This window comes from Lactonifactor sp. BIOML-A5 (assembly GCF_009677585.1).
Taxonomy (GTDB): Bacteria; Bacillota; Clostridia; order Lachnospirales; family Lachnospiraceae; genus Lactonifactor.
Genome location: NZ_WKYV01000024.1, coordinates 14,344 through 39,340 on the forward strand (window position 1 = coordinate 14,344; position 24,997 = coordinate 39,340).

The following is a 24,997-nucleotide window of genomic DNA, read 5'->3' on the forward strand; positions in this document are numbered from 1 at the left end:
AAAGAGTGCTGATGCTATAATGAAAAAGAGGTGAAACCACACATGATCAGAAATTATCAAAAGGAAATGGAAAAAGTCATCGAAAAGCTGGAAAAGGAGGACTCTGTACCGCGTCTGCTTCTTCACAGCTGCTGTGCACCCTGCAGCAGCTATGTACTGGAGTATTTGTCCCGTTATTTTAAGATTACAGTTCTGTATTATAATCCGAACATTTACCCCAGGGAGGAGTTTCTGAAAAGGAGAGAGGAGCAGGAAGCGTTTATCCGCCGCCTGCCTGCGGCAAATCCCATAGAGTTTATGGGAAGCGAGTACAGGGAACAGGAGTTCTATGATACAGTAAAAGGATATGAAAAGATCCCGGAAGGAGGAGAGCGGTGTTTCCGCTGTTATGCTCTGCGTCTGGAGGAAGCAGCCAGGGAGGCAAAAAAAGGAGGATATGATTTTTTTACCACTACATTGAGTATCAGCCCTCTGAAAAATGCCGGGAAACTGAATGAAATAGGAGAGGCACTGGCAGAAAAATATGGGACTGCCTATCTTTCCTCGGATTTCAAGAAGAAAAATGGCTATAAACGTTCCACAGAACTTTCCAGGGAATATGGAATCTACCGGCAGGATTACTGCGGCTGTGCATTCTCTAAAAAGGAGAGGGAGGCGGCCAAAAGGGAGCAGGAGAGTCGACAAAATTCTTGCAATGCCAAGGGCTAGATGATACACTAATACACGATTATAGGCGGACAGCGTAGATAAAATTAAGAAAGAAATGAGGATAAAAAAATGGCACAGTTATGGGGCGGCCGTTTCACAAAGGAAACGGACCAGTTAGTTTATAATTTTAATGCATCCATTGGGTTTGATCAGAAATTTTACAGACAGGATATTGCGGGAAGTATGGCCCATGTTAAGATGCTTGCAAAGCAGGGGATTCTCACAGAGGAAGAAAAGACGCAGATTCTGGACGGACTGGAAGGGATTCTAAGAGATGTGGAAAACAAAACCCTGGAGATCACCAGTGAATACGAAGACATTCACAGCTTTGTGGAAGCGACTCTTATCGGACGCATCGGGGAACCTGGAAAAAAGCTTCATACAGGAAGAAGCAGGAATGACCAGGTGGCCCTGGATATGAAGCTCTATACCAGAGATGAGGTAAAGGAGATGGATGGACTGGTAAAGGAACTTCTTTGGACACTTCTCCATATCATGGAGGAGAATACAGATACCTTTATGCCGGGATTTACCCATCTGCAGAAGGCACAGCCCATTACTCTGGCACACCACATGGGCGCTTATTTTGAGATGTTTAAAAGAGACAGAGGACGCCTTCAGGATATCTGCGACAGAATGAATTACTGCCCTCTGGGATCAGGAGCGCTTGCTGGAACTACCTACCCTCTGGATCGGGAGTACACGGCTGAGCTTATGGGTTTTGCGGGACCTACCTTAAACAGTATGGACTCTGTGGCGGACAGAGATTATCTGATTGAGTTTTTGTCTGCAATGTCCACTATTATGATGCATCTGAGCCGTTTTTCAGAAGAAGTAATTATCTGGAATTCCAACGAATACCAATTTGTAGAAATCGATGATGCCTACAGTACAGGCAGCAGCATTATGCCCCAGAAGAAGAACCCGGACATTGCGGAACTGGTGCGGGGGAAAACCGGAAGGGTCTATGGCGCTTTGATGTCTCTTCTCACAACTATGAAAGGAATCCCTCTGGCTTACAATAAGGATATGCAGGAGGACAAAGAGCTGACCTTTGACGCAATTGATACGGTAAAGGGATGCCTTGCCCTGTTTAACGGTATGCTGGCCACCATGCAGTTTAAGAAAGAGAATATGGAATCCAGCGCCCGAAATGGATTTACCAACGCAACAGATGCAGCAGATTATCTGGTGAATCACGGGGTTGCTTTCCGGGATGCCCATGGAATAGTAGGGCAGCTTGTTTTGTACTGCATTGAAAAGGGGATTTCTTTGGACGACATGACCCTGGAAGAATACAGAAAGATTAGCCCGGCCTTCCAGGAAGACATTTATGATGCCATCAGCATGAAAACCTGTGTGGAAAAGAGAATGACCATAGGAGCTCCGGGGGAAGAAGCTATGAAACAGGTGATAGAGATCAACAGAAAATATCTGGAAAAAAATTAAAAAAAGTGTTGATTTTTCCCTGCATATAGTATAGTATTGTTTAGGAAAGACAAATGTACGCGGTGCAAAAACAAACTGATATTGTAACAGAACTTTTGCACTATACATAGAAATAAAATCGAGGAGAGAAGTATTATGAGCGATAAGTTGAAAGTAGGTATCTTAGGAGCGACAGGTATGGTGGGACAGAGATTCATCTCCCTTTTGGAGGAACATCCCTGGTTTGAAGTGGTAACAGTAGCGGCCAGTGCAAGAAGTGCGGGCAAAACCTATGAAGAAGCAGTCGGGGGACGCTGGAAAATGGATACCCCTATGCCGGAAGCTGTTAAGAAGCTGGTAGTTATGAATGTGAATGAGGTCGAGGAAGTGGCGGCCAGTGTTGATTTTGTTTTCTCCGCAGTGGATATGTCAAAAGATGAGATTAAGGCAATCGAGGAGGCATACGCAAAGACGGAGACACCGGTAGTATCTAACAACAGCGCCCACAGATGGACTCCTGATGTGCCGATGGTAGTGCCGGAGATCAATCCGGAACACTTTGAAGTGATTGAATTTCAGAAGAAGCGTCTGGGAACCAAAAGGGGGTTTGTTGCTGTAAAGCCAAACTGTTCCATTCAGAGCTATGCGCCGGTTCTTACTGCCTGGAAGGAATTTGAACCGGTTGAAGTAGTAGCCACGACTTATCAGGCAATCTCCGGTGCCGGAAAAACCTTTAAAGACTGGCCGGAGATGGTAGAGAACATTATCCCTTATATTGGGGGAGAAGAAGAAAAGAGTGAGCAGGAGCCTCTGCGGCTTTGGGGTAAAGTGGAGGACGGTGTAATTAAGAAGGCCTCTCTCCCGGTAATTACCTGCCAGTGTATCCGTGTGCCTGTATTAAATGGCCATACAGCTGCTGCTTTTGTTAAATTTAACAAAAAACCTACCAGGGAAGAGTTAATCGACCGTCTGGTGAATTTTAAAGGTGTACCTCAGGAACTGGATTTGCCAAGTGCCCCAAAACAGTTTATTCAGTATCTGGAAGAGGATAATCGTCCTCAGGTGAAGGCAGATGTTGACTATGAAAAAGGGATGGGCGTATCTGTGGGACGTCTGAGAGAAGATACAGTATACGATTTTAAATTTGTGGGATTATCCCATAATACGGTCAGAGGAGCTGCAGGTGGAGCAGTTCTCTGTGCGGAGACTCTCAAAGCAAAAGGCTATATCACAGCAAAATAAAACAAAGTAAGCAGCAGCCGGCAGGCGAAGCGCGCGTCAGCAGCGGGTTTCCCTGCCGGTTTTGTCTTCTTGTGTTATTCATCTTAGGATGGTATAATAAGCAGGATTAAAAATTGCTGATGAAAATATGCCAAAGGAATAATTACAGAATGTCAAAATCACTCTATATAGCAGAGAAACCCAGTGTAGCCCAGGAATTCGCCAAGGCAATGAAGGAGAATTTTAGAAGGGGCGACGGGTATCTGGAATCGGAACACGCCGTTGTGACCTGGTGCGTAGGGCACCTGATTACCATGAGCTATCCGGAGAAATATGACGCGAAGCTGAAAAGGTGGAGTTTGGATACCCTGCCTTTTTTGCCGGAGGAATTCAAATATGAAATCATTCCTTCCGTCAAGAAACAATTTGATATAGTCAGCGGACTATTACAGCGGGAGGACGTAGCCACCATCTATGTGTGCACAGACTCCGGGCGTGAAGGTGAGTATATCTACCGATTGGTGGAGATGATGTCCGGGGTGAAGGGAAAGGAACGCAGAAGAGTATGGATTGACTCCCAGACAGAGGAAGAAATAGTCAGAGGAATCCGGGAGGCGAAGGATCTGTCCGAATATGACAATCTTTCTGCTTCTGCCTACCTCAGGGCGAAGGAAGATTACCTCATGGGAATTAATTTTTCCAGGCTTCTCTCTCTGAAATACGGAAATGTGGTATCTGGTTATCTTCATACGAAATATACGGCAATCTCCGTGGGGCGGGTAATGACCTGCGTGCTGGGGATGGTTGTCCGCAGGGAACGGGAAATCCGTGACTTCGTAAAAACCCCCTTTTACCGGGTTCTGGGAAAACTGAACCTTAACGGCAAACCCTTTGACGGGGAATGGAGGGCTGCAGAGGGAAGCCGATATTTTCAGTCTCCCCTTTTATATAAGGAAAACGGATTTAAAGAAAAGAAACATGCCCAAGAGCTTGCAGAAATACTCTCTGCTCATCCTCCTCTGCAGGCGGTGATAGAAAAAATTGAAAAAAAGAAGGAAAATAAAAATCCTCCCCTGCTGTTTAATTTGGCTGAGCTTCAGAATGAATGTGCCAGACTTTTTAAGATCAGCCCGGATGAAACCCTTCAGGTAGTGCAGGAACTGTATGAAAAAAAGCTGGTCACTTATCCCAGAACAGATGCCAGAGTACTTTCCTCAGCTGTGGCAAAAGAAATTCATAAAAACATTGGAGGACTGCGTAATTATATACATGGGCAGCCTTTTGCAGCTGAGATTCTGGAAAACGGAATTTACAAAAACATTGCTAAGACAAGGTATGTAAATGACAAGCAGATAACGGATCACTATGCCATAATTCCAACCGGACAGGGTCTTTCCGCCATAAACCGTCTTAGTGAAAAATCCCAAAAGGTATTTGAGACCATCGTAAGGCGTTTCCTGAGTATTTTTTATCCCCCTGCTGTGTACCAGAAGGTGAACCTGGTAACGCTTGTGGAAAAGGAGCGGCTGTTTTCAAGCTTTAAGGTCCTGATCTCAGAGGGATATCTGAAAGTGACGGGGAATTCCTTTGCCAGGAAAAAGGAAGATTCAGGTGAAAAAGAGGAAGAGACTTCCTGCGACGCAGCCTTCTTAGAGGCGCTTCAGAATCTGAAAAAGCAGGGGGTAATTCCGGTGGACCGCTTTGAGATTAAGGAGGGGGAAACCTCGCCTCCCAAGCGTTACACCTCTGGTTCTATGATTCTTGCCATGGAGAATGCAGGTCAGCTCATAGAGGATGAGGAGCTGAGAGCTCAGATCAAAGGCAGCGGGATTGGAACAAGTGCCACCAGAGCAGAGATACTGAAGAAGTTAGTGACAATAAAATACCTTGGACTGAATAAGAAGACCCAGGTGATTACTCCCACACTTCTGGGAGAAATGATATTTGATGTGGTGAATGCGTCCATCCGCTCCCTGCTGAATCCGGACTTGACCGCAAGCTGGGAAAAGGGGCTTACCTATGTGGCGGAAGGGGATATTACCTCAGAAGAATACATGGTTAAGCTGGAGAATTTCATCAAAAGCAGAACTTACGGGGTTCTGAAGCTGAATAACCAGTATGTACTCCGCCAGTATTTTGATAAGGCGGCACAGAATTACAAGACATCACCCGGCCGGTCAGCGGCAAATAAAAAGAAAGAAGGGAAAACAAATGGAGCAGTTAACAATTAAGGAGTTATACCAGGATTTGGATCAGACATTGGCAAAGGAGCTGCTGGAGAAGTATACTTACCCCTGGGAGGTGCTTCCCCACATCAGCGAATTTATAGTATCATTGGGCAATTCTTTGGATGAGAAGGAGTACGAGAAAAAAGGAGAAAATATCTGGATTGCCAGGAGTGCTAAAGTAGCTCCTACAGCATATATCAACGGCCCGGCTATCATCGGAAAGGATGCCGAGGTCCGCCACTGCGCATTTATCAGAGGAAATGCTCTGGTAGGGGAGGGGGCTGTGGTAGGAAACTCCACAGAACTTAAAAATGTTATCTTATTTAACAAGGTACAGGTTCCCCATTACAATTATGTAGGAGATTCGATCCTGGGCTTTAAGTCTCATATGGGGGCCGGTTCAATCACTTCGAATGTGAAATCCGACAAAAAGCTTGTAATCGTAAAGGCAGCAAACCAAAAGATCGAAACTGGTTTAAAAAAATTCGGAGCAATGCTGGGAGATGAAGTAGAAGTGGGCTGCGGTTCTGTGCTGAACCCTGGAACCGTAGTGGGTTCTCACACCAATATCTATCCCCTGTCGTCCGTAAGAGGCGTGGTTCCCTCCAACAGTATTTACAAAAACAAAACAGAGATTGCTGAAAAGGCAGCTGATTAAAAAATAGAGAAATCCCGCGAGACTAGCTGACAATTGTGCACCTTTTTGCCAGATTACTCGCATATTGAGAAAACAAAGGCGTTTTGGCAGAGAGCTAGAGCGCCTTTTTGCTGTCTCTAAGGGAGTATTGTGTTCTGGGGATGCATAGAATAAAACGTTGCTGCAAATTTGAGGAAGGGTAGGGGATTTAATTCAATGAATTGGACATCAGCTTAGGGGTACACAAGACGGCAGGTGTGGGTGGCAGGGGGACGGTGAGAGAAATCCCGCGGCAGCGGTCCGTCTGGTTCGGACGGGAGGGAGGCTTAAGTTCCGGGGACACCTCCGTCGTGAAGAGAGTCTAAGACAAAACCGGAATCCCCGCAGGAGCACCGTTCGTATGGCCAAAGAATGCCTTATGTGCATTCTCTGCCCATGCTCACTTTTTTTCGGCCCTGACTGCCGAAAAAATCTCCAGCGTGAATCCCGGTTTTGCCTAAGACTCTCTACTCACTCCTGCGGAATCGTCCCCGGAACTTAAGCCTCCCTCCCGCCCAAACCAGCCAGCCCGCCGCCGCAGGATTCCTCTCACCTGGGTATGGGGAAGTTCCAGGGGGGCGCTATCTATCCAAAACATCAAGCGGATAATAATGCGAAATAAGAGGAAAAGTGTACAACTCTCAACCTTTCCCCCGTTTTCCGTGAATGTGAAGTGAGTCTCTGCCAGGTCAAGGGAGGAGGTCTTGGGGCCAGGGGTACTGTGTGGAGCTGCGCAGACTACGGAGTGCGTCCGAAGATCCACTGCCGGCGGTCACTTAGGAGCGAAGGCTTTCCTGAGCTTCTTAGTGAACGGCCAGGCAGTTAGCAGAGGAGAAACGCAGCNGTGAATGTGAAGTGAGTCTCTGCCAGCGCAAGGGAGGAGGTCTTGGGGCCAGGGGTACTGTGTGGAGCTGCGCAGACTACGGAGTGCGTCCGAAGATCCACTGCCGGCGGTCACTTAGGAGCGAAGGCTTTCCTGAGCTTCTTAGTGAACGGCCAGGCAGTTAGCTAAGGAGAAACGCAGTAGCAAGCAGATCCACACAGTACCCCTGGCCCCAAGACCTCCTCCCTTGACCGTCCGTCTGCGACACATCGCTCCCCGACTATATAACTCCGAACTTCACATACACAAAACTATAATTTTATGCTAAAAGCCAATACCGCACCCCACACAATAAAAGCAAATGTACCGGATAAAAGAAGTAAAACAGATACTTCAGCCTCAGCCCTCTTTCTCCGTTATACAGATTGATAGGTACAAATGCAATGCAGGCCGGCGGCTCCCAGAGAAGGGAGATACATCCGAAGAGTGTCCGCTCTACCCGTCTGTATCTGAAAAGGTAGAGAATAACAATCAGGGCTACCCCCTTGAAGTCGTAGTCTGTGCGCATCAGATAAGCCAGGCCCATGCCGCCTGCCAGGCCAAGGAGCATGATATAAGGTTTATCGGAATACTTTTCGATGATGACCAATACCAGAAATCCGAGGAACAATGTAAACATGACATTCTGGGATGTGAATTCTAAAATTCCCTGATTAAAAGCAATATCAAAGGGAAATTCTGACAGCAGTGCAAACAGAAAGAGCCGGAACCCGTATTTCTTTTTATCTGAAGTATGTAGAAATCCTTCTACTAAAAGAAAACAAAAAATAGGAAACGAGGTGCGTCCGATAAAGCGGAGGACCCTGTCAATTTCCAGGATTTTTGTTATCTGCTCTGTTGTAACGGCAGTGCCGGAAGTGTTGACATATTTCAGATAGTATCCATTTTCCAGTATGGCAGCTCCGATGTGGTCAATAAGCATGGTTACCATTGCTATGATTTTTAATGTGCTTCCGCTCAGGCAGGCATATTTTTTTTGTTCCATGTTGTTCTCTCCTACTCCTATATTTTCAGAATTATAGTATAACAGTAAGTAATTGAAAAAGCAAAAGGTGGTTTAAGAAATCCTTTAGAAAAACTTTAGAAAAGGAAGCACCTAATCTTTAGATTGTCTCTGTATGATATATTTAACAAGTTGAGAAAGAAAAAAAGTTAGGAGTGATTCCATGAAAATATTAATTACAACAGATTGGTATGCGCCCATTGTTAACGGGGTAGTAACTTCTGTATTAAATCTTAAAAGGGAACTGGAAGAAAGAGGACATGATGTAAGAGTGCTGACACTGGCATCGGAAAAGTATTCGTATAAAGAAAATAATATATATTATCTGAAGTCATATGACTTTGGAAAGATTTATCCAAATGCAAGGGCGACTATCTGTCACAGAGAGGAGCTGGTTGAAGAACTTATTCAGTGGTCACCGGATGTAATTCACTCTCAGTGTGAATTTATGACATTTCCATACGCAGTGAAGATCAGTAAGAAATGCCATTGTCCGGTTGTTCACACCTACCATACCGTATATGAAGACTATACTCATTATTTTTCTCCGAGCAAAACTGTGGGAAGAAAGGTAGTGGCCGTATGGAGCAGAAAGCTTCTTGATAAAGTAGATGCAGTAATTGTGCCTACAGCAAAAGTGAGAAATCTTTTGTATGAATATCAGGTAGAGCAGCAGATAGAAGTTATTCCCACGGGGATTGACCTGAGAAAATATTCTGCAAGAATCACTGAGGATGAGAGGGCAAGAAGAAAAGAACTATTGGGAATTCCAAAGGAGAATAAGGTTCTGGTTAATGTCGGACGCCTTGCGAAGGAAAAAAATCTGGCAGAGATATTAGAATATATGAAAAAAATGGACAGAAAGGATCTTACGCTGCTTTTGGTAGGGGATGGTCCTTACAGAGAGGAACTGGAGAAAAAAACAAAGGAAATGGAACTGGAAGGCCAGGTGGTATTTGCCGGAATGATAGATCCCAGTGAAGTGGGAAGTTATTATCAGCTGGGAGATGTATTTGTAAGTGCGTCCAACAGTGAGACACAAGGTCTGACCTATCTGGAAGCTCTGGCAAGCGGGATTCCTGCGCTGTGCCGGAAAGATGAGTGTCTGGACGGGGTAATCACAGACGGTTATAACGGGTTCCAGTATGATTCTTATGAGTACTTTAAGATGCATCTGGAGTATATGCTGGCGGATGAGGAGAGACGTCTGGTGATGGCAGAACAGGCAATGGATGATGCAGTCAGGTTTTCTACCTGGGAATTCGGCAATCGTGCAGAACAGCTTTACCGGCAGGTGATTGGCGTACAGGCAGCCAAGGATTATACAGGGTATCTTTTGGGTTGGATTCATAATATGGTGATAAGGAGGAATTCATAATGTATAAAATAAATATGATGTCTAAGGCAGATATGGTGAAGGGACATGGAGTGCTGTCCGCACATGATGAACAGGTGGCGCTGGTAAAGGAAGAATTAAAGGATCTATTTCGGGTGGAAGAAAACGGAAAGGCTCCAAGTGAAATAACCCATTACCATTCAATCAACCCTGGTTTTTATCTGTCCATTCCATTCAGAAAAAGACAGGGGAGTACAGTAGGATATGTGCATTTTTTACCGGAGACCGTTGATAACAGCATCCGCCTCCCCCGTCTGGCAAGAAAGATTTTTTACAAATACATGCTTTCCTTTTATAAAAAAATGGATTATCTTGTTACCGTAAACCCTTATTTTATTGATGTCTTAGAAACCTACGGAATTTCAAGAGATAAAGTAACTTATATCCCCAACTTTGTATCAGATGAAGATTTCTATCCTCTTACCATGGACCGTCAGAAGATGATAAGGAAGGAATATGGGATTGAAGAGGATAAGTTTACAGTACTCTGTGTTGGGCAGCTCCAAAAAAGAAAAGGAGTTATGGAGTTTGTGGACATTGCCAGAAAAATGCCGGAAATGCAGTTTGTATGGGCCGGAGGGTTTTCTTTTGGTAAAATTACGGACGGTTATGAGGAGATACGGCAGATGATGAAACATCTCCCCGCCAATGTTAAATTCCTTGGCATGGTGGACAGGGAGAAAATGAATGACATCTATAATATGGCAAATGTAATGTTTCTGCCTTCCTTTGAAGAACTGTTTCCAATGACTATCCTGGAATCCATGAACTGCGGTATCCCTATCCTGGTGAGGGATTTGGACATTTATAAACCAATTCTTTTTGATTATGTGTTAAAAGGGGAGTCCAGAGAGGAATTCCAGATTTTACTGAAAAGACTTCAGAATGAACCGGATTTTTATATGGAAGCATCCCATAAAGCATTTGAGGGTCATGAGTTTTACAGCAGAGAACATGTAGGGAAAATGTGGAGAGATTTCTACATTGGTATACTGAAAGAACAGGGAAACAGTCTTGTTCGCTACAATACGGCGAGAAGTATCTATGAGGTGGTTACAAAAAATGGCAACTAAAGCAAAAGAGATCTGTATTGATAACAATAAAAGAACAGCAATGCTTCTGAATGTGAGCACAGTGGTCGGCCTGATTTTAATGACACTCTTTATCATCTACGGGGTACAGAATAAAATCTTTTCCTCCCAGGAGGCACTGTCACAATTTTTGGGAAGATTCGGATTTTGGGCTCCCTTTATTTTCATAATGGTTCAAATTGTTCAGGTAGTAATTCCAATTCTGCCCGGAGCAATCGGCTGTCTGGGAGGCGTGCTCATCTTTGGTCCTGTGTGGGGGTTCGTATATAATTACATAGGAATCTGCATCGGATCCGTTTTGGCCTTCAGACTTTCCAAACAATATGGGCGGCCTTTTGTCCGGTCAATGGTAAAAGAAAAGTCATATAACAAATATATAACATGGCTGGAAAAAGGAGATAAATTTGATAAAGCCTTTGCCATAGCAATCTTTCTGCCTGTAGCACCGGACGATCTTCTCTGTTATATCGCAGGACTGACAAAAATGACATTAAAAAGATTTACGTGGATTATCCTTCTGGGGAAACCATTGTCTATTCTTATATATAGCTTAGGGCTTACAGGGATAATGGAAATTATAAAAAACTTCATATAGGGACAGGGCGTACCGAAAATGGGACACCCGTGTTGTAATTTGGGACGTGTTCTTTCTAAAAGGAACACGTCCCAAATTACATATATTGCCTGTTGACAAATATGTATATAGTGTGTATATTATATATATACAATAAAACTATATATATACACTTCATGAAATGGAGAGGATTATGAACATAATAATCAGTAATTCAAGCGGTAAGCCCATCTATGAGCAGATAACGTCGCAGATGAAGCAGATGATTATGTCGGGTGAGCTCAGGCCGGGGGATGCCCTTCCTTCTATGCGGCTGCTGGCGAAGGAACTGAGAATCAGCGTGATCACCACGAAAAGGGCATATGAAGATCTGGAGCGGGATGGGTTTATCTGCACACAAGTGGGAAAAGGAAGCTATGTCGCAGATACCAATCAGGATATCGTCAGAGAAGAACAGCTAAAGGCAATTGAAGAATACCTGGAGCAGGCAGTTGAGAAAGCAAAAGTAAGCGGGATTTCTTATGATGAAATAATAGAAATGCTGCGGATGATCTATGAGGAGGTATAGAAAATGGAGACAGCAATCAGGTTAGAAAATGTAGTGAAAAAGTACCCGAAATTCACCTTGGATCAGATTAATTTGGAGCTCCCGAAGGGGTGTATTATGGGACTCGTAGGGGAAAACGGCGCAGGTAAAACTACGCTGATTAAGTGTATTTTAGGTTTGATAAGTTTGTCAGACGGCAGGATATATAAGGATGAAAAAGTCATTTCTGAGAAAGAAATTGAGTGGAAAAATGATGTGGGAGTAGTGATGTCCGGTTCCAGTTTTCCCGGTAATTTGAATGCAAAACAAATTAATAAAATTATGGAGAACATATACTCACGGTGGGATAAAAACATCTTTTTTGACTATCTGAAGCAATTTCACATAGATGAAAACAAGTATACGAAAGACTATTCTACCGGTATGGCCATGAAGCTTCAGATTGCCGTGGCTTTTTCCCACAATGCCAAGCTTCTGCTGCTGGATGAGGCAACCAGCGGCCTGGATCCTGTGGTGAGGGATGAGATCCTGGAAATTCTGCAGAACTTTATTCAGGACGAGGAATGTACTGTACTTTTTTCCTCTCACATTACCAGCGATTTAGAGAAAGTGGCTGACTATATTACCTTTCTCCACAAGGGAAAATTAATTTTCAGTGAGAACAAAGATGAGCTTCTCTACAATTATGGAGTGGTTCGATGCTCAAAGGAGGATTACAAACGCATCGCTCCTGAACACGTGATAGGGCTGAGGAAAAACCAATTCGGATATGAAGTGATGGTGGATAACAGGATTGATATATCCAGGCAAAACAGGGACTGGGTAGTGGACACAACTACGTTAGAGGAAATTATTTTATTCCAGATTAAGGGGGACGTACTATGAAGGGATTAGTTTTAAAAGATTTGTACAGTGTAAAAAAATATATGAGGCAATACGTACTATTCTTTGCTGTTTTTACAGTTGTGGGAATTATGCTTAAAATGCCTGCTTATATAGGATTCCTGGGGGCCTTTTATGGCATGAGCCTGTTTATCAGCACGTTTAACACCGATGAGTTTTTCCATTGGGAAGCATATGTGCTTACAGGTCCTTTGTCCAGACGGGATTTGGTAAAAGGGAAATATGTACTGATGATTCTCCTAATGGGGAGTGCAGCGGTTATTGCTATTTTGGGTGAACTGGCAGTGTGTGTGATTACAAAATTATCCGTAACAGAAAATTTTGCAGCTGGTCTGTCTATGATGATTTATATTTTCTTAATAATGTCAGTGGTAATACCTTTGATTTATAAATTTGGCAGCGAAAAAGCCAGGACTTCCATGATACTTATTTTCGTTGTCCCGGTCGTGTCTGTGGCTCTTATCGGCAAGATTGCTGGAACAGAAAATGTGAATGAATTTTTGGAGCATATTTCCTGGCCCGCAGTGGCTGTAGGAGCAGTGATCCTATGCATCATGGCCCTGATCCTTTCCTATATTATTTCACTAAAAATTATAGAAAAGAAGGAATTTTAGAATTTTATTTTGGCACTTTTCCAGTAGATTTTTTTGTCAGATTATGAGAAAATATTATCAAGTGCGATGTTAAATACTAACGAGCCTTAAGTCTATTCTATACTTGAAAGGAGTTTTAAAATGATTTATTCACACGAAGTAGAAATGATGTGCCCGGTGGCACAGGGCGTGAACCACGGCGCAGCTCCAATTCCGGAAGAAGCAAAATGGGTAAAAGCGAAAGAAATTAAAGATATTTCAGGTTTAACACATGGTGTGGGCTGGTGTGCTCCTCAGCAGGGAACCTGCAAGTTAACTTTAAATGTTAAGGAAGGTATTATCCAGGAAGCATTGGTTGAGACCATCGGATGTTCAGGTATGACTCACTCCGCAGCTATGGCATCTGAGATTTTACCGGGAAGAACCATTTTGGAAGCTCTGAATACAGACCTGGTTTGTGATGCTATCAACACCGCAATGAGAGAATTATTCTTACAGATTGTGTACGGAAGATCTCAGAGTGCTTTCTCTGAAGACGGACTCCCTGTAGGCGCAGGTCTGGAGGATTTAGGAAAAGGCTTAAGATCTCAGGTTGGTACTATGTATGGAACCCTTGCAAAGGGCCCTCGCTATCTGGAAATGACAGACGGTTACGTTACAGGTATCGCTTTAAATGAAGATGATGAAATCATTGGCTACAAATTTGTCAGCTTTGGAAAGATGATGGACTTCATCAAGGCTGGAGACGATGCCAACACTGCATTTGAAAAAGCTCAGGGACAGTATGGCCGTGTAGATGACGCAGTGAAAATTATTGACCCAAGAAAAGAGTAATCAGATACTCTTTAAAGTCTGCCGTAGAAAGAATAGGAGGATAAATTAATGGCTTTATTTGAATCATATGAAAGAAGAGAGAAACAAATTCTTGCTGTATTAAATCAGTATGGAATTAATTCTATCGAAGAAGCTGCAGAAGTTACAAAAGCAGCTGGTTTAGATGTATATAACATGGTAGAGGGTATTCAGCCAATCTGCTTTGAGAATGCAAAATGGGCTTACACCGTAGGTGCAGCGATTGCAATAAAAAAAGGCTGCAGAAGAGCAGCAGATGCAGCAGCAGCAATCGGTGAAGGGCTTCAGTCTTTCTGTATCCCGGGTTCTGTAGCAGATCAGCGTAAGGTTGGTCTGGGACACGGCAATTTGGGTAAGATGCTTCTGGAAGAGGATACCAAGTGTTTTGCTTTCTTAGCAGGCCATGAATCTTTCGCTGCAGCGGAAGGTGCCATCGGTATCGCTGAAAAAGCCAATAAAGTACGAAAAGAGCCCCTTCGTGTTATCTTAAATGGTCTTGGTAAAGATGCCGCTCAGATTATTGCCAGAATCAATGGATTTACATATGTAGAGACAGAGATGGATTATCATACAGGCGAAGTGAAGGAAGTATTCAGAAAAGCATATTCCACAGGTCTTCGCGCAAAAGTTAATTGCTATGGTGCTAACGATGTAGTTGAGGGTGTTGCTATTATGCACAAGGAAGGTGTTGACGTATCTATTACAGGTAACTCCACCAATCCAACCAGATTCCAGCACCCGGTTGCAGGTACTTACAAGAAGGAATGCATTGAGATGGGCAAAAAGTACTTCTCCGTAGCATCCGGCGGTGGTACAGGCAGAACACTTCATCCTGACAATATGGCTGCAGGTCCTGCTTCTTATGGTATGACAGATACCATGGGACGTATGCACTCAGACGCACAGTTTGCCGGTTCCTCTTCCGTTCCTGCTCATGTTGAGATGATGGGACTTATTGGAGCTGGTAATAACCCTATGGTTGGAATGACAGTGGCCGTGGCAGTAGCTGTTGAAGAAGCGGCGAAAGCTGGGAAGTTCTAAAGTAATTGGATTATTAAGAGGCTATTTTAAAACCGCACTAACTTTTATGGTTGGTGCGGTTTTTGAGACTGTGAATATGATTGTTATACTTGATAGTCCAGAGATTTATTCAGAATATGCGCCATATTCTTATGTGGAGGACATGAAACAATTTATAGATATGGTTAGTCAAATGAACCGTGTGGCATAGGTGATTAAAAAATATTATGGAGCTGTCAGTAGTGCACAGCAGGGAAATTCTAATAAAATCGCAGATTGCAGAGATTAAAAATGGCCGCTATCAAAAGCGGCCATTTTTAATCTCTTTTCTTTTTTATTCTGCCTTCACCTCATAGGATGCACTCTTATATGTCACCACATCCCCGGTAGGTTCATCGTCCGCGTACTGCATCACTTCAACCTTATGTGTCCCTACAGCAATTGCATCGTCCCCCAGATCTACAGAATAGGAGGAATCAGACAATTGTTCCTGGGCGGCTAACAGTCCGTCAACGTAGATATAGGACTGTTTGGAACCGTCGAATCCTTTTGTGTTTACTTCAATCATAATGACGGCAGCGCCTTCCTTGGTATAGATGACAGGCACCTTGCCGTCCTCGGAGGTTTCGTCTGCACAGGCAATATACATGGTACCGTCCCCAGTGTCCTTATAGTCGCCGGCAGGCATCTCTTCTTTGGGCTGCTCAGCAGGTCCTGTTTCTGACTGCTTGACATTATCGTCTGCAGTGTCCTGATCAGCGGGAGAGGCGGGAGTTTGTTCTTCGGTAGACTCCTGTTTATTATCTTTGGATTTGGTGTCTCCTCCTCTGCAGCCCAGCATACCTATGGAAACGGATACACACATCAGAAGTATTACAAGTTTTTTCTTCATTCTTTTTTCCTCATTTCTTTTGAATTTTATGATAACCGAAGTATGAGAGGGTGTTCATAAAGATATTCCCATTCGGCTAATGATTATGTAAACAGCAGTTCATATCAATATTTGTACATTCGATTTCATATGTAAATGATAAACATATTTTGTGAAACAGCAGTTACCTTTATGCTCCCCCCTTATTCAAACTGGACACGTAAGTGCCTGTATTTACAGTATATGGGAAACGGAGAAAAAAGTAAATGCACAAAAATTACGAAAGAATGCCTGTTTTCAATTAAAAATTATACGATGCTCAGGGAGTATACATCTCAGACAGATACTATAGTCTTTGTTGGGACAGTTCCATTTCGTATACGTCAGGGAAAAAGATTTCTCAGCACATAATATAAGAGACTGCTGTCCGTCAGCAGTCTCTTACACAGATACCGTTTTTTACTTAATTACAAAAGAGTCGCAGTCTGTACATTCTTTTGTAGTCGGGTTAGATTCATGTGTTCCGACTTTAATTTTATTCAGTGTACAGTAGTTTTCGTCCTGGGCATGGTGTACACAATTTTTGATTGAACATTGAATGCTTTCATTGATTTTCATGATAGGTCCTCCTTACAATCTTCTTCATTGTTACACTCTTAGTATTTGCAAAAGAGCTTAAAAAATACAGGGAAGAAAATGTGAATTAAAAAAGAGGATAGCTATACTGCTGAAATAAGAAAAATTTTTTATGAAAATATTAGAAATTTCGCTTCATCTCTTCCATAAACAAAGAGCGGTTGTCAACTGCCCGCATGGTTGCCAGAATGCCGTCAAGATGATCGTATTCATGCTGCAGCAGCTCAGAGAGATCTCCTTCCAGATGCATAGTTTGAGGCGTCCAATCCAAATCCCAAAAATGGATATCTGCTTTTTTGTATCGTTCAACCTTCACCAGAAGTCCGGGAAAGGACATACAGTCATCCATTACTGGGAAGGTGTCTTTCTCTGGGAAAGTAATTGACGGATTTATAAAAACATAGGGTCTGTCTGTATACATATACAGAAGCCGTTTCTGTACCCCAATCTGGGGTGCCGCCACCGCCCTGCCCGCACCGTGGATCTTACGGTAGTTCATGAGAGTGTCATGGAGATCGGTGACCCATCCGGGGATTTTGTGTGCCTCATCTTTTTTAATCTCAGTGCTGACTTCATACAGTTTTGGATTACCTAATTTCAAAATATCTTTAATCATGAAAGCCGCCTCCGCATTATGTAGTAATTATGCACGGATGGAGTATACGGGATTCGAACCCGTGGCCTCAACAATGCGAATGTTGCGCGCTCCCAGCTGCGCTAATACCCCAAAAAATGGAAGCAACGGGGCTCGAACCCGTGGCCTCTCGCGTGTGAGGCGAACGCTCATCCCAGCTGAGCTATGCTTCCATACTTATAAGTATAGCACTTTGAGCGGCAAATTCAAGTGTAAATATGGGGGGATCGCAGGAAAACCCCGGTTATTCTCCGGGGTCATCCTCATGGTAGATACCTTTATCTTTTAGTTCCTGTACAATTCTGTCATAGAGTTCTTTGGGCGGTTTCATATGATCAATGACAGGATCTTCTTTCAGTTCCCCTTCAATCTGTTCCGCCTCCTTCCTGAGAGCTTCCGTCACCGTTTCTGGTGACGTTTCCATCAGGCGATTGAATAGTTCCAAATAATTTAATTTACCCATTAGATTCAGCCCCTTTCTCTATTCATTGTAGTACCATGATAAAGAAAAAGGGGCTGGTAAATTTTGGAAATTGCTGTTGCCTGGTGGATTATTTGTGGGTCTGCAGAAAGGTCTCAAATTTTTTCTCGCTGAAGATTTCGTTTGTCACAAATTCTCCATTATAGAAAAAACTATAGTTTGTACAAGGACTGGGGGCATTCTGTGCCTGTTCCAGGGTCTCCAGCTTATGCAGCCGGATAGTTTTTCCGTGCAGCTTAGCTATTTGCTGAATCAGAGGTACATATTTTGCAGTATGGGGACACTGGCTGGAATAATAAAGAACCATGCCCTGCTCTTGCGTCTTTCCCTGTTTGGCACAGTCTTTGAAGCAGGGAAGGGGAGCGTTTTCCCGGAAGGGAAGATAGAGCAGCTCATAAGAGGGACAGGCGGTATCCGCTGTCAGGAATCCTTTGTATTTCAGGTATTTGGGATCTGACAGAAAAGGCATCTTTTTAGTGCTGGAAAGGACAGTGAGTCCGCACATCCCTTTTATTTTAGCATCACTGATACACTGCTCCAGCAATTGATTGGCGTAGCCCTGACCTTTGTACTTTCCTGACACCCAGAAACAATTAATATGCATATACCCCGGGGCTGCAATGGGAAACCATGCTTTTTCGGCAGGGATATACTCTATAAAAACTTTGCCCCGTGCATCCAGCTTTAGAAATACCAGACCGTCTTTAAACCGTTCTGTCATCCACTTCTTCTTTGAGGAAACACAGGGTTCTCCTTTTTTATCTGTAATTGCACAGCAGATGTGCTCCTGATCGATGTTGTCCTGATTCAATGTAATAAATTTCATAGCAATTCCTCCGCGTTCTGGGTTATATTATGGGAATAACGAAACAATTCAGGGATCGGCGTGTGCCGCATGGATCCGGGCAGACGCCATATCCCTGAATACAAAAATCATAACACATGAAAGATGACAACAGTATGTCCTATTCTGCAGAATCTGAAGCTTCTTCCGCCATAGAGGCAGAATCACCGGTCTGAATAACCTCCCCGGTATCTTTATTGATAAAGTTTACAGTGGTGTTTATCTCTTCCTCCGGAACAGCATTGAGTGCCTGGTAAATGTTTCCCATAAGATAGAACGTGATGGCATAGATTCCCTCAAATCCACCGAAGGAGTCTGCATCTACCTTAATATCAAAGGTAGCAACATCATCACTGTAGGTGATAGAGTCAAAGGACGGACAGTTTTCCTTGTCGGCCAGCAGCTCATTGATACTTTCATCAATGGATACTTTCATTGAAGTTAACAATTCTTTGTGGGCTTCTTTGGTCATCTTCATAGTAACGGAACCGTCTGCATTCTGTGTTACTTCTTTCACACCGTTTTCTTCAGCCTCTTCTGTCAGTTCGGCAGGATCAGATCCCTCCAGAAGAGATGCCGGGATAGTTACTTCCACAGACAGCATATTCTTTTCCGCAGAGAGAGTACCGCTGTCCCCTCCGGATTCTTTCTCTCCATCGGCCTCTTTGGACTCTGCCGTATCAGAGGCTTCTTCTGGCTTTGAACTTTCTTTTGCATTGTTTTTGGGTGTGCCGCAGGCAGTAAAGGATACGGTCAGTGAAACTGCAAGCATCAGGGCAACGATTTTCTTTTTCATTTTTTTCCTCCAGTATTTACTTTTTGTGATTCTCTGTAACGGTAGGATTGTATCACATTTTCTTTGAAAATAGGAAGTTTCTTATGGAAAATTAAGAAATTGGAAAAATATAGTATCGATTTACTACTATATATTGACATAATAGAAATATAGTAGTATTATACTACCATATAAAGGAGCTGAGGAATATGGAACCATACTTTGAGACAGAGGAGGAATTTCTGGAGCATTATAAGCAGGGAGATTATGAGAGGCCTTCGGTAACTGTGGATATTCTTCTTTTCACTCTGGATGAGGTAAAAAAGGAAAAGAGAACCATGGAAAAGGAATTAAAGCTGCTTCTTGTGAAGAGAGGGCAGCATCCTTTTAAAGGGTGCTGGGCACTGCCCGGCGGATTTGTAGGTATTGATGAAAGCCCCGAGGAGGCAGCGAAAAGGGAACTGAAGGAAGAGACAAGTGTGGATAACGTGTATCTGGAACAGCTGTGTACGTATGGACAGCCTGAAAGAGATCCCAGAATGCGGGTGATCTCTATTGCCTATATCGCACTTGCCAAAAAGGAGGATATCTTAGCGTCGGCCGGAGATGACGCCCAGGAAGTGGCATGGTTCTCTGTGAGCAAGACAAAGATGATGGACTTTGATGCAGACCGGGAGGCATGGCTGTTAAAGGTGGAAAATGAAAGCCTGGGAATTCATATGGGATATCAGGTGGTGGAGACGAAAAAGAAAAACGGCGTACTGGCTGCTAAAGAGTTCGACATATCATTGCTGTCCTCCCCAAAAGAAAAGCTGGCTTTTGACCACAGCAGAATTATTAATGAATCATTGGAACGTCTCCGTGGAAAAGTAAGTTATACACCCATTGCATTTAACCTGCTCTCAGAAGAATTCACTATGTATGAGCTTCAGTCTGCATATGAGACTCTGCTGGGACGTCCGGTTTGGAAATCAAATTTCAGGAAAGAGATGGATCAATATGTAGTGGACACCGGGAAAATGACAGAGAAGGGATATAAAGGCCTGTCTCTGCGGCCTGCAAAATTATTCAGATACAGACAGGAGGAATCGGAATGAACTATTTAATTGTAATTGACATGCAGAAGGATTTTGTCAGCGGTACCTTGGGATCCGGGGAAGCCAAAGCGGTGGTGCCCGGGCTCATTCGGAAAATAAAGGAGTTTGGGGGCGAGGTCCTCTATACCCAGGATACTCACGGCAGTGCGTATCTTTTGTCCCAGGAAGGAAAGAAGCTTCCGGTCAGCCACTGTATCCTGGGAACGGAAGGATGGGAGCTGATAGATGAAATCAAAGAAGCGGATCCCGGCTGCAGGGAACGTTCTTTTCAAAAAGACACCTTTGGAAGTACAGAACTGATGGGCTATCTGACGAAAAAGAACCAGGAATCCGGGATAAGCTCCCTGGAGTTTGTTGGAGTATGTACGGATATCTGCGTGATCAGCAATGCACTCATGGCTAAAGCCTTTCTTCCGGAGGTGCCTGTCCTGGTCGACAGCAGGTGCTGTGCAGGGACATCGCCGGAGAACCATGAGAATGCGCTGAAGGCAATGGCATGCTGCCAGATTGAGCTCAAATAAGCGTCAGGAGAGCTGTGTAGGAGGAAGAAAGAATGAAGAATTTAACCATGCTGGTAGATTTTTATGAGTTTACAATGGCCAACGGATTTTATGTTCACGGGCATAAGGATACAAAAGCAGTATTTGAGATGTTTTACCGGAAGAATCCGGATCATGGGGGATATGTCATTGCCGCAGGCTTAGAGCAGCTGATAGACTTTGTGTCTGACATGCATTTTACAGAAGAGGATATTGACTATCTGAGAAAAAAGGGAATTTTTGACGAAGGATTTCTGGACTACTTAAAAGAATTCCGATTCCGGGGAACCATAGAGGCGGTGCCGGAGGGAACCATTGTATATCCGGGAACTCCTCTGGTGACGGTGACAGGCAATGTGATAGAGTGCCAGCTTCTGGAGACTTTCTTGCTGTTAACCATAAATCACCAGTCACTGATTGCCACTAAGGCAAACCGTATCTGCAGGGCAGCTGGGGATGGAATGGTTATGGAGTTCGGCGCCAGGAGAGCCCAGGGGCCGGATGCCGCCGTTCTTGGGGCGCGGGCGGCCTATATCGGAGGGTGCCATGCCACGGCTACTGTGCTTGCGGATCAGATGTATGGGGTGAATGCCATAGGAACCATGGCGCATTCCTGGATACAGTTTTTCAGTTCCGAGGAGGAGGCATTCCGCGCATATGCAAAGACGTATCCGGATGACTGTACGCTGCTCATTGATACCTATGATATTATAAAGGGAGCACAGTGCGCGGTTAAAGTGGCCAAAGAGGTGCTGGAGCCCAAGGGAAAGCGTTTAAAAGGCGTCCGCATTGACAGCGGGGATTTGGCGTATTTTTCCAAAAAGCTCAGAGCCTTGTTTGATGAGAATGGGATGGAGGACTGCAAAATCGTAGTTTCAAACAGCATTGATGAGTGGCTGCTGAATTCTATGAAAACCCAGGGAGCCAGGATTGACTCATACGGCATCGGGGAACGCCTGATTACGGCAAAGTCAGATCCGGTATTCGGCGGGGTATATAAGCTGGTGGCTGTGGAGGAAGAGGGGAAACTGACTCCCCGCATCAAAATCAGTGAAAATGAAGAAAAGATTACCAATCCCGGGAAAAAAGTTTTATGGAGGCTTTTTAATAAAACATCGGGCATCGGTTATGCAGATGTCCTGACGCTGGAGGAGGAGCATCTGGACGAAGGGGGATCTTTCTATGTAATAGATCCCAAGAAGCCCTGGAAGCATATTCTGATTGATAATTCTGTTGCGGTAAGGCTTCAGAAGACTATCTTTGAGGACGGGAAACTGGTATATGAAAAGCCCCGGCTGGAGGATATCAGAAAGTATGTAAAAGATCAGATAGAGAATACGGTATGGGAAGAAGAACTGCGCCTGGAGAATCCCCATGTACATTATGTGGATTTGTCAGAAAAAATTTACCAGATAAAAAGCCATATGCTACAGGAAGCCGGGAAAAAAATGAACTAGAGGGAAAGGGACATGTAACTGAAAAATTGCATGTCCCTTTTTCCCAGGCAATAGTTTCAGAAGTTATTCCGAAAAGAGGGTTGAAAATTTGAGTCAATTTCCTATAATGGGTATTAACCAAATCGGTAAGGAGGGGTGTTATGGATCAGGAAAGGCTTCGGCACCTGCCGGAGGAGAAAAAGGTACAGATTATGAATGCTGCCTTTGAAGTCTTTGGGAACAATGAATATAAGCGGGCATCTACCGATCTCATAGCGGCCAGGGCCGGCATATCCAAGGGGCTGTTGTTCTACTATTTTAAAAGCAAAAAGGAACTGTATCTGTATTTGCTTTCGTATGCCATAGAGGAGTTTCGTCCCCAGATTCTGGATGAAAAGTTTTATGCCATTACGGATTTTTTTGAATTGCTTGCTTATACCACCAGGAAAAAGGCGGAACTCCTTCATAAATTTCCGTACATCATGGAGTTTTCTGTGAGGGCGTTCTATTCCTGCAAAGAGGATGTCTCTCAGGAGATGAATTCGATGATGAACGATCAGATTGAGAGAATGTTTAAGGAATATTTTAAGAACATTGACTTGAGCAAGTTTAAAGAGGATGCGGATCCGAACCGGATTCTTCATATGCTAATCTGGATGGCGGACGGATATATGCACCAGAAGATGTTTGCCTGCATGGGCAGAGATACCACAGGAGTTATTGAAGTGGAGGATTTAATGGAGCAATTTGCACAGTGGTCAGAAATGTTTAAGAAAATTGCGTACAAAGAGGAATATCAGGGAGAGACGGACTTGTAAGAGAGGGGGCACGGGTATGGATGTAATTGAGATTAACCATATTACAAAGGATTATGGTCAGAAAAGAGGGGTTTTTGATGTGAGCTTCTCTGTGAAACAGGGGGAAGTCCTTGGATTTTTAGGACCCAATGGAGCGGGAAAGACGACAACGATCCGGCAGCTGATGGGCTTTATCAAACCGGACAGCGGGAGTTTGTCCATACTGGGCAGGGACTGCTTCAGGGAGGCAGGACGAATCCAGGAGTCTTTGGGATATCTGCCGGGAGAAATCGCATTTATAGATTCCATGAGCGGCATGGAATTTATCCGTTTTGTGGGAAATATGAAGAAAATGAAGGATCTGGGACGTGCAAAAGAGTTAATGGAGATGTTTGAGCTGAATGCATCCGGAAAATTGAAAAAGATGTCTAAGGGAATGAAGCAGAAAATCGGGATCGTGTGTGCTTTTATGAATCCTGCCGCAGACACTTTCATTTTAGACGAACCTACCGGGGGGCTGGATCCGCTGATGCAGAACCGGTTTGTAGAACTGATACTTTCAGAGAAAAAAAGAGGAAAGACGATACTTATGTCTTCGCATATGTTTGAGGAAATAGAACGCACCTGTGACAGGGCCGCAATCATCCGTAAAGGGCAGCTGGTGGCGGTGGAGGAAATGGAAAAGCTGAAGGAAGGACGGAAGAAGATTATTGAAGTAACCTTCAGGGAAGCAGCGATGGCAGAAGCATTTGCTGCCCAGGTTCCCAAAGCATCCTATCAGGCCGGAGGGAAAAGAGTGACTGCCGAGGTGGGAAAAAATCTGGATTCTTTTATAAAGAAGGCCGGTGCGTACACCGTTGTGGATCTGGAACTGCGTACCCAGAGTCTGGAAGAATTCTTTATGCACTTTTACGGAGAGGGGGCAGAACAATGAATGCCACATTATTCAGGAAAGAGATAAAGTCCAACTGGATACTGCTAGTGATTTTCTTAGGCGTGCTCAGTGTTTATTCGGTGATGATTACTATGATGTTCGATCCCAGACTGGGAGACAGCCTGCGAATGATGGCGGACAGCATGCCCCAAATGTTTGCTGCATTCGGGATGGCAGATGTGGGCACAACATTGCTGGAGTTCGTTACAGGTTACTTATATGGAATCCTGCTGATTGCATTTCCCGGAGTTTATATTATTATCTTGACAAACCGGCTGGTGGCAAAGTATGTGGATAACGGTTCCATGGCCTATCTTTTGGCAGTTCCCGACAGACGCCTGAAGATTGTGCTTACACAGGGGATATTTTTACTGCTGTCTCTGGTGTTCATGACCGCCTACTGTACTGCTTTAATTCTGGCAGTGGGGGAGATTCTGTTTCCCGGAGAGATGGACACAGCAGGATTTCTCCGGGTAAATGCAGGCTTGCTGGGGCTACTTGTGTTTTTCGCAGGAGCATGCTTCTGTGCTTCCTGTATCTGTAATGAGTCAAAAAATTCCTCCGCCATCAGCACGGCTGTTGTGGTCTACTCCGTTCTCGTTCAGATGATATCCCAGGTAGGAGAAAAATTTGAGACTGTAAAATATGCCACTCCTCTGACGCTGTTTGATGTAGACGGACTGAGCGCCGGAGACGGGAAGGCCTGGATGATGGCTGCCGTCTTGTACCTGGCGGGACTCCTTTTTATGGGGGCAGGAATTGTCAGGTTCTGTAAACGGGATCTTCCCCTTTAAAGGACGTCAGGCATATTTTTGCTCTGAGTGTTTGCA

27 protein-coding genes and 2 tRNA genes are annotated in these 24,997 nt (G+C 44.1%); 20 read left to right on the plus strand and 9 right to left on the minus strand.

Annotation, left to right across the window (positions count from 1 at the left end; all coding sequences use genetic code 11):
* The first annotated feature begins 42 nt into the window (after window positions 1-42).
* The 5 genes from GKG41_RS17170 (at window position 43) to GKG41_RS17190 (ending at window position 6,243) form a co-directional block, all read left to right on the plus strand.
* Complete coding sequence (locus GKG41_RS17170; protein ID WP_154260903.1) at window positions 43-708, plus strand: epoxyqueuosine reductase QueH; 666 nt, start codon at window positions 43-45, stop codon at window positions 706-708.
* Window positions 709-777: 69 nt separating this feature from the next.
* The gene (gene argH, locus GKG41_RS17175; RefSeq protein ID WP_154260905.1) at window positions 778-2,157 is read left to right on the plus strand and encodes an argininosuccinate lyase; all 1,380 of its coding nucleotides are present in this window, start codon (window positions 778-780) and stop codon (window positions 2,155-2,157) included.
* Between the two features lie 135 nt (window positions 2,158-2,292).
* Window positions 2,293-3,378 (plus strand): aspartate-semialdehyde dehydrogenase, encoded by a 1,086-nt coding sequence (gene asd, locus GKG41_RS17180; protein WP_154260907.1) that lies wholly within the window; start codon window positions 2,293-2,295, stop codon window positions 3,376-3,378.
* A gap of 149 nt (window positions 3,379-3,527) precedes the next feature.
* Window positions 3,528-5,588, plus strand: coding sequence for a DNA topoisomerase (locus tag GKG41_RS17185; protein ID WP_154260909.1), 2,061 nt, complete (start codon window positions 3,528-3,530; stop codon window positions 5,586-5,588).
* Window positions 5,569-6,243 (plus strand): UDP-N-acetylglucosamine pyrophosphorylase, encoded by a 675-nt coding sequence (locus tag GKG41_RS17190; RefSeq protein ID WP_154260911.1) that lies wholly within the window; start codon window positions 5,569-5,571, stop codon window positions 6,241-6,243. Before GKG41_RS17185 ends, GKG41_RS17190 begins: the two co-directional genes overlap by 20 nt.
* A gap of 1,160 nt (window positions 6,244-7,403) precedes the next feature.
* Here GKG41_RS17190 and GKG41_RS17195 read toward each other — a convergent pair.
* Entirely contained in the window at window positions 7,404-8,129 is a 726-nt protein-coding gene (locus tag GKG41_RS17195) for a TraX family protein (protein WP_154260913.1), read from the minus strand.
* Between the two features lie 181 nt (window positions 8,130-8,310).
* Here GKG41_RS17195 and GKG41_RS17200 point away from each other — a divergent pair, with 181 nt between their 5' ends.
* The 9 genes from GKG41_RS17200 (at window position 8,311) to GKG41_RS23945 (ending at window position 15,334) form a co-directional block, all read left to right on the plus strand.
* Window positions 8,311-9,525 (plus strand): glycosyltransferase family 4 protein, encoded by a 1,215-nt coding sequence (locus GKG41_RS17200; RefSeq protein ID WP_154260915.1) that lies wholly within the window; start codon window positions 8,311-8,313, stop codon window positions 9,523-9,525.
* Entirely contained in the window at window positions 9,525-10,616 is a 1,092-nt protein-coding gene (locus GKG41_RS17205; protein ID WP_154260917.1) for a glycosyltransferase family 4 protein, read from the plus strand. Before GKG41_RS17200 ends, GKG41_RS17205 begins: the two co-directional genes overlap by 1 nt.
* A complete protein-coding gene (locus tag GKG41_RS17210) occupies window positions 10,606-11,229 on the plus strand; it encodes a TVP38/TMEM64 family protein (protein ID WP_199884596.1) in 624 nt (207 codons plus the stop codon). Before GKG41_RS17205 ends, GKG41_RS17210 begins: the two co-directional genes overlap by 11 nt.
* Window positions 11,230-11,401: 172 nt before the next feature.
* On the plus strand, window positions 11,402-11,776 hold the full coding sequence (locus tag GKG41_RS17215; RefSeq protein WP_154260919.1) for a GntR family transcriptional regulator: 375 nt from the start codon (window positions 11,402-11,404) through the stop codon (window positions 11,774-11,776).
* Between the two features lie 3 nt (window positions 11,777-11,779).
* Window positions 11,780-12,640 (plus strand): ABC transporter ATP-binding protein, encoded by an 861-nt coding sequence (locus GKG41_RS17220; RefSeq protein ID WP_154260921.1) that lies wholly within the window; start codon window positions 11,780-11,782, stop codon window positions 12,638-12,640.
* Window positions 12,637-13,272, plus strand: a complete 636-nt coding sequence (locus GKG41_RS17225) for an ABC-2 transporter permease (protein ID WP_154260923.1) — start codon at window positions 12,637-12,639, stop codon at window positions 13,270-13,272. The genes GKG41_RS17220 and GKG41_RS17225 overlap by 4 nt, the downstream gene beginning before the upstream one ends.
* A 120-nt stretch (window positions 13,273-13,392) precedes the next feature.
* Window positions 13,393-14,085, plus strand: coding sequence for a hypothetical protein (locus GKG41_RS17230; protein WP_072854772.1), 693 nt, complete (start codon window positions 13,393-13,395; stop codon window positions 14,083-14,085).
* 48 nt (window positions 14,086-14,133) lie between these two features.
* Window positions 14,134-15,144, plus strand: a complete 1,011-nt coding sequence (locus GKG41_RS17235; RefSeq protein WP_072854771.1) for a GGGtGRT protein — start codon at window positions 14,134-14,136, stop codon at window positions 15,142-15,144.
* A gap of 76 nt (window positions 15,145-15,220) precedes the next feature.
* Entirely contained in the window at window positions 15,221-15,334 is a 114-nt protein-coding gene (locus GKG41_RS23945) for a DUF6718 family protein (RefSeq protein ID WP_347563565.1), read from the plus strand.
* 123 nt (window positions 15,335-15,457) lie between these two features.
* Here the strand turns inward: GKG41_RS23945 and GKG41_RS17240 are convergent, their stop codons facing one another.
* The 8 genes from GKG41_RS17240 to GKG41_RS17275 form a co-directional block, all read right to left on the minus strand.
* Window positions 15,458-16,015 carry a hypothetical protein gene (locus GKG41_RS17240; protein WP_154260924.1) on the minus strand — a complete coding sequence of 186 codons (558 nt, stop codon included), beginning with the start codon at window positions 16,013-16,015 and terminating at the stop codon, window positions 15,458-15,460.
* Window positions 16,016-16,453: 438 nt separating this feature from the next.
* Window positions 16,454-16,612: a DUF1540 domain-containing protein gene (locus tag GKG41_RS17245; protein ID WP_072854764.1), complete on the minus strand. Its 159-nt coding sequence runs from the start codon at window positions 16,610-16,612 to the stop codon at window positions 16,454-16,456.
* 139 nt (window positions 16,613-16,751) lie between these two features.
* Complete coding sequence (locus tag GKG41_RS17250; protein ID WP_154260926.1) at window positions 16,752-17,246, minus strand: peptide deformylase; 495 nt, start codon at window positions 17,244-17,246, stop codon at window positions 16,752-16,754.
* A 38-nt stretch (window positions 17,247-17,284) separates the two neighbouring features.
* A tRNA-Ala gene (locus GKG41_RS17255) sits at window positions 17,285-17,357 on the minus strand.
* Between the two features lie 6 nt (window positions 17,358-17,363).
* A tRNA-Val gene (locus GKG41_RS17260) sits at window positions 17,364-17,437 on the minus strand.
* Between the two features lie 71 nt (window positions 17,438-17,508).
* Complete coding sequence (locus GKG41_RS17265) at window positions 17,509-17,727, minus strand: hypothetical protein (RefSeq protein ID WP_154260928.1); 219 nt, start codon at window positions 17,725-17,727, stop codon at window positions 17,509-17,511.
* Between the two features lie 88 nt (window positions 17,728-17,815).
* Complete coding sequence (locus GKG41_RS17270; RefSeq protein WP_154260930.1) at window positions 17,816-18,571, minus strand: N-acetyltransferase; 756 nt, start codon at window positions 18,569-18,571, stop codon at window positions 17,816-17,818.
* A gap of 139 nt (window positions 18,572-18,710) precedes the next feature.
* The gene (locus GKG41_RS17275; protein WP_154260932.1) at window positions 18,711-19,385 is read right to left on the minus strand and encodes a hypothetical protein; all 675 of its coding nucleotides are present in this window, start codon (window positions 19,383-19,385) and stop codon (window positions 18,711-18,713) included.
* Between the two features lie 188 nt (window positions 19,386-19,573).
* On the opposite strand from GKG41_RS17275, the gene GKG41_RS17280 reads away from it, so the two are divergent.
* The 6 genes from GKG41_RS17280 (at window position 19,574) to GKG41_RS17305 (ending at window position 24,961) form a co-directional block, all read left to right on the plus strand.
* Window positions 19,574-20,461 carry an NUDIX domain-containing protein gene (locus GKG41_RS17280; RefSeq protein ID WP_154260933.1) on the plus strand — a complete coding sequence of 296 codons (888 nt, stop codon included), beginning with the start codon at window positions 19,574-19,576 and terminating at the stop codon, window positions 20,459-20,461.
* On the plus strand, window positions 20,458-20,982 hold the full coding sequence (locus tag GKG41_RS17285) for an isochorismatase family cysteine hydrolase (RefSeq protein WP_154260935.1): 525 nt from the start codon (window positions 20,458-20,460) through the stop codon (window positions 20,980-20,982). The genes GKG41_RS17280 and GKG41_RS17285 overlap by 4 nt, the downstream gene beginning before the upstream one ends.
* 32 nt (window positions 20,983-21,014) lie before the next feature.
* Window positions 21,015-22,457 (plus strand): nicotinate phosphoribosyltransferase, encoded by a 1,443-nt coding sequence (locus GKG41_RS17290; RefSeq protein ID WP_154260937.1) that lies wholly within the window; start codon window positions 21,015-21,017, stop codon window positions 22,455-22,457.
* 140 nt (window positions 22,458-22,597) lie between these two features.
* The gene (locus GKG41_RS17295; RefSeq protein ID WP_154260939.1) at window positions 22,598-23,254 is read left to right on the plus strand and encodes a TetR/AcrR family transcriptional regulator; all 657 of its coding nucleotides are present in this window, start codon (window positions 22,598-22,600) and stop codon (window positions 23,252-23,254) included.
* A 16-nt stretch (window positions 23,255-23,270) separates the two neighbouring features.
* Window positions 23,271-24,167: an ABC transporter ATP-binding protein gene (locus GKG41_RS17300; protein ID WP_154260941.1), complete on the plus strand. Its 897-nt coding sequence runs from the start codon at window positions 23,271-23,273 to the stop codon at window positions 24,165-24,167.
* Entirely contained in the window at window positions 24,164-24,961 is a 798-nt protein-coding gene (locus GKG41_RS17305) for an ABC transporter permease subunit (protein WP_154260943.1), read from the plus strand. The genes GKG41_RS17300 and GKG41_RS17305 overlap by 4 nt, the downstream gene beginning before the upstream one ends.
* Window positions 24,962-24,997 lie beyond the last annotated feature (36 nt).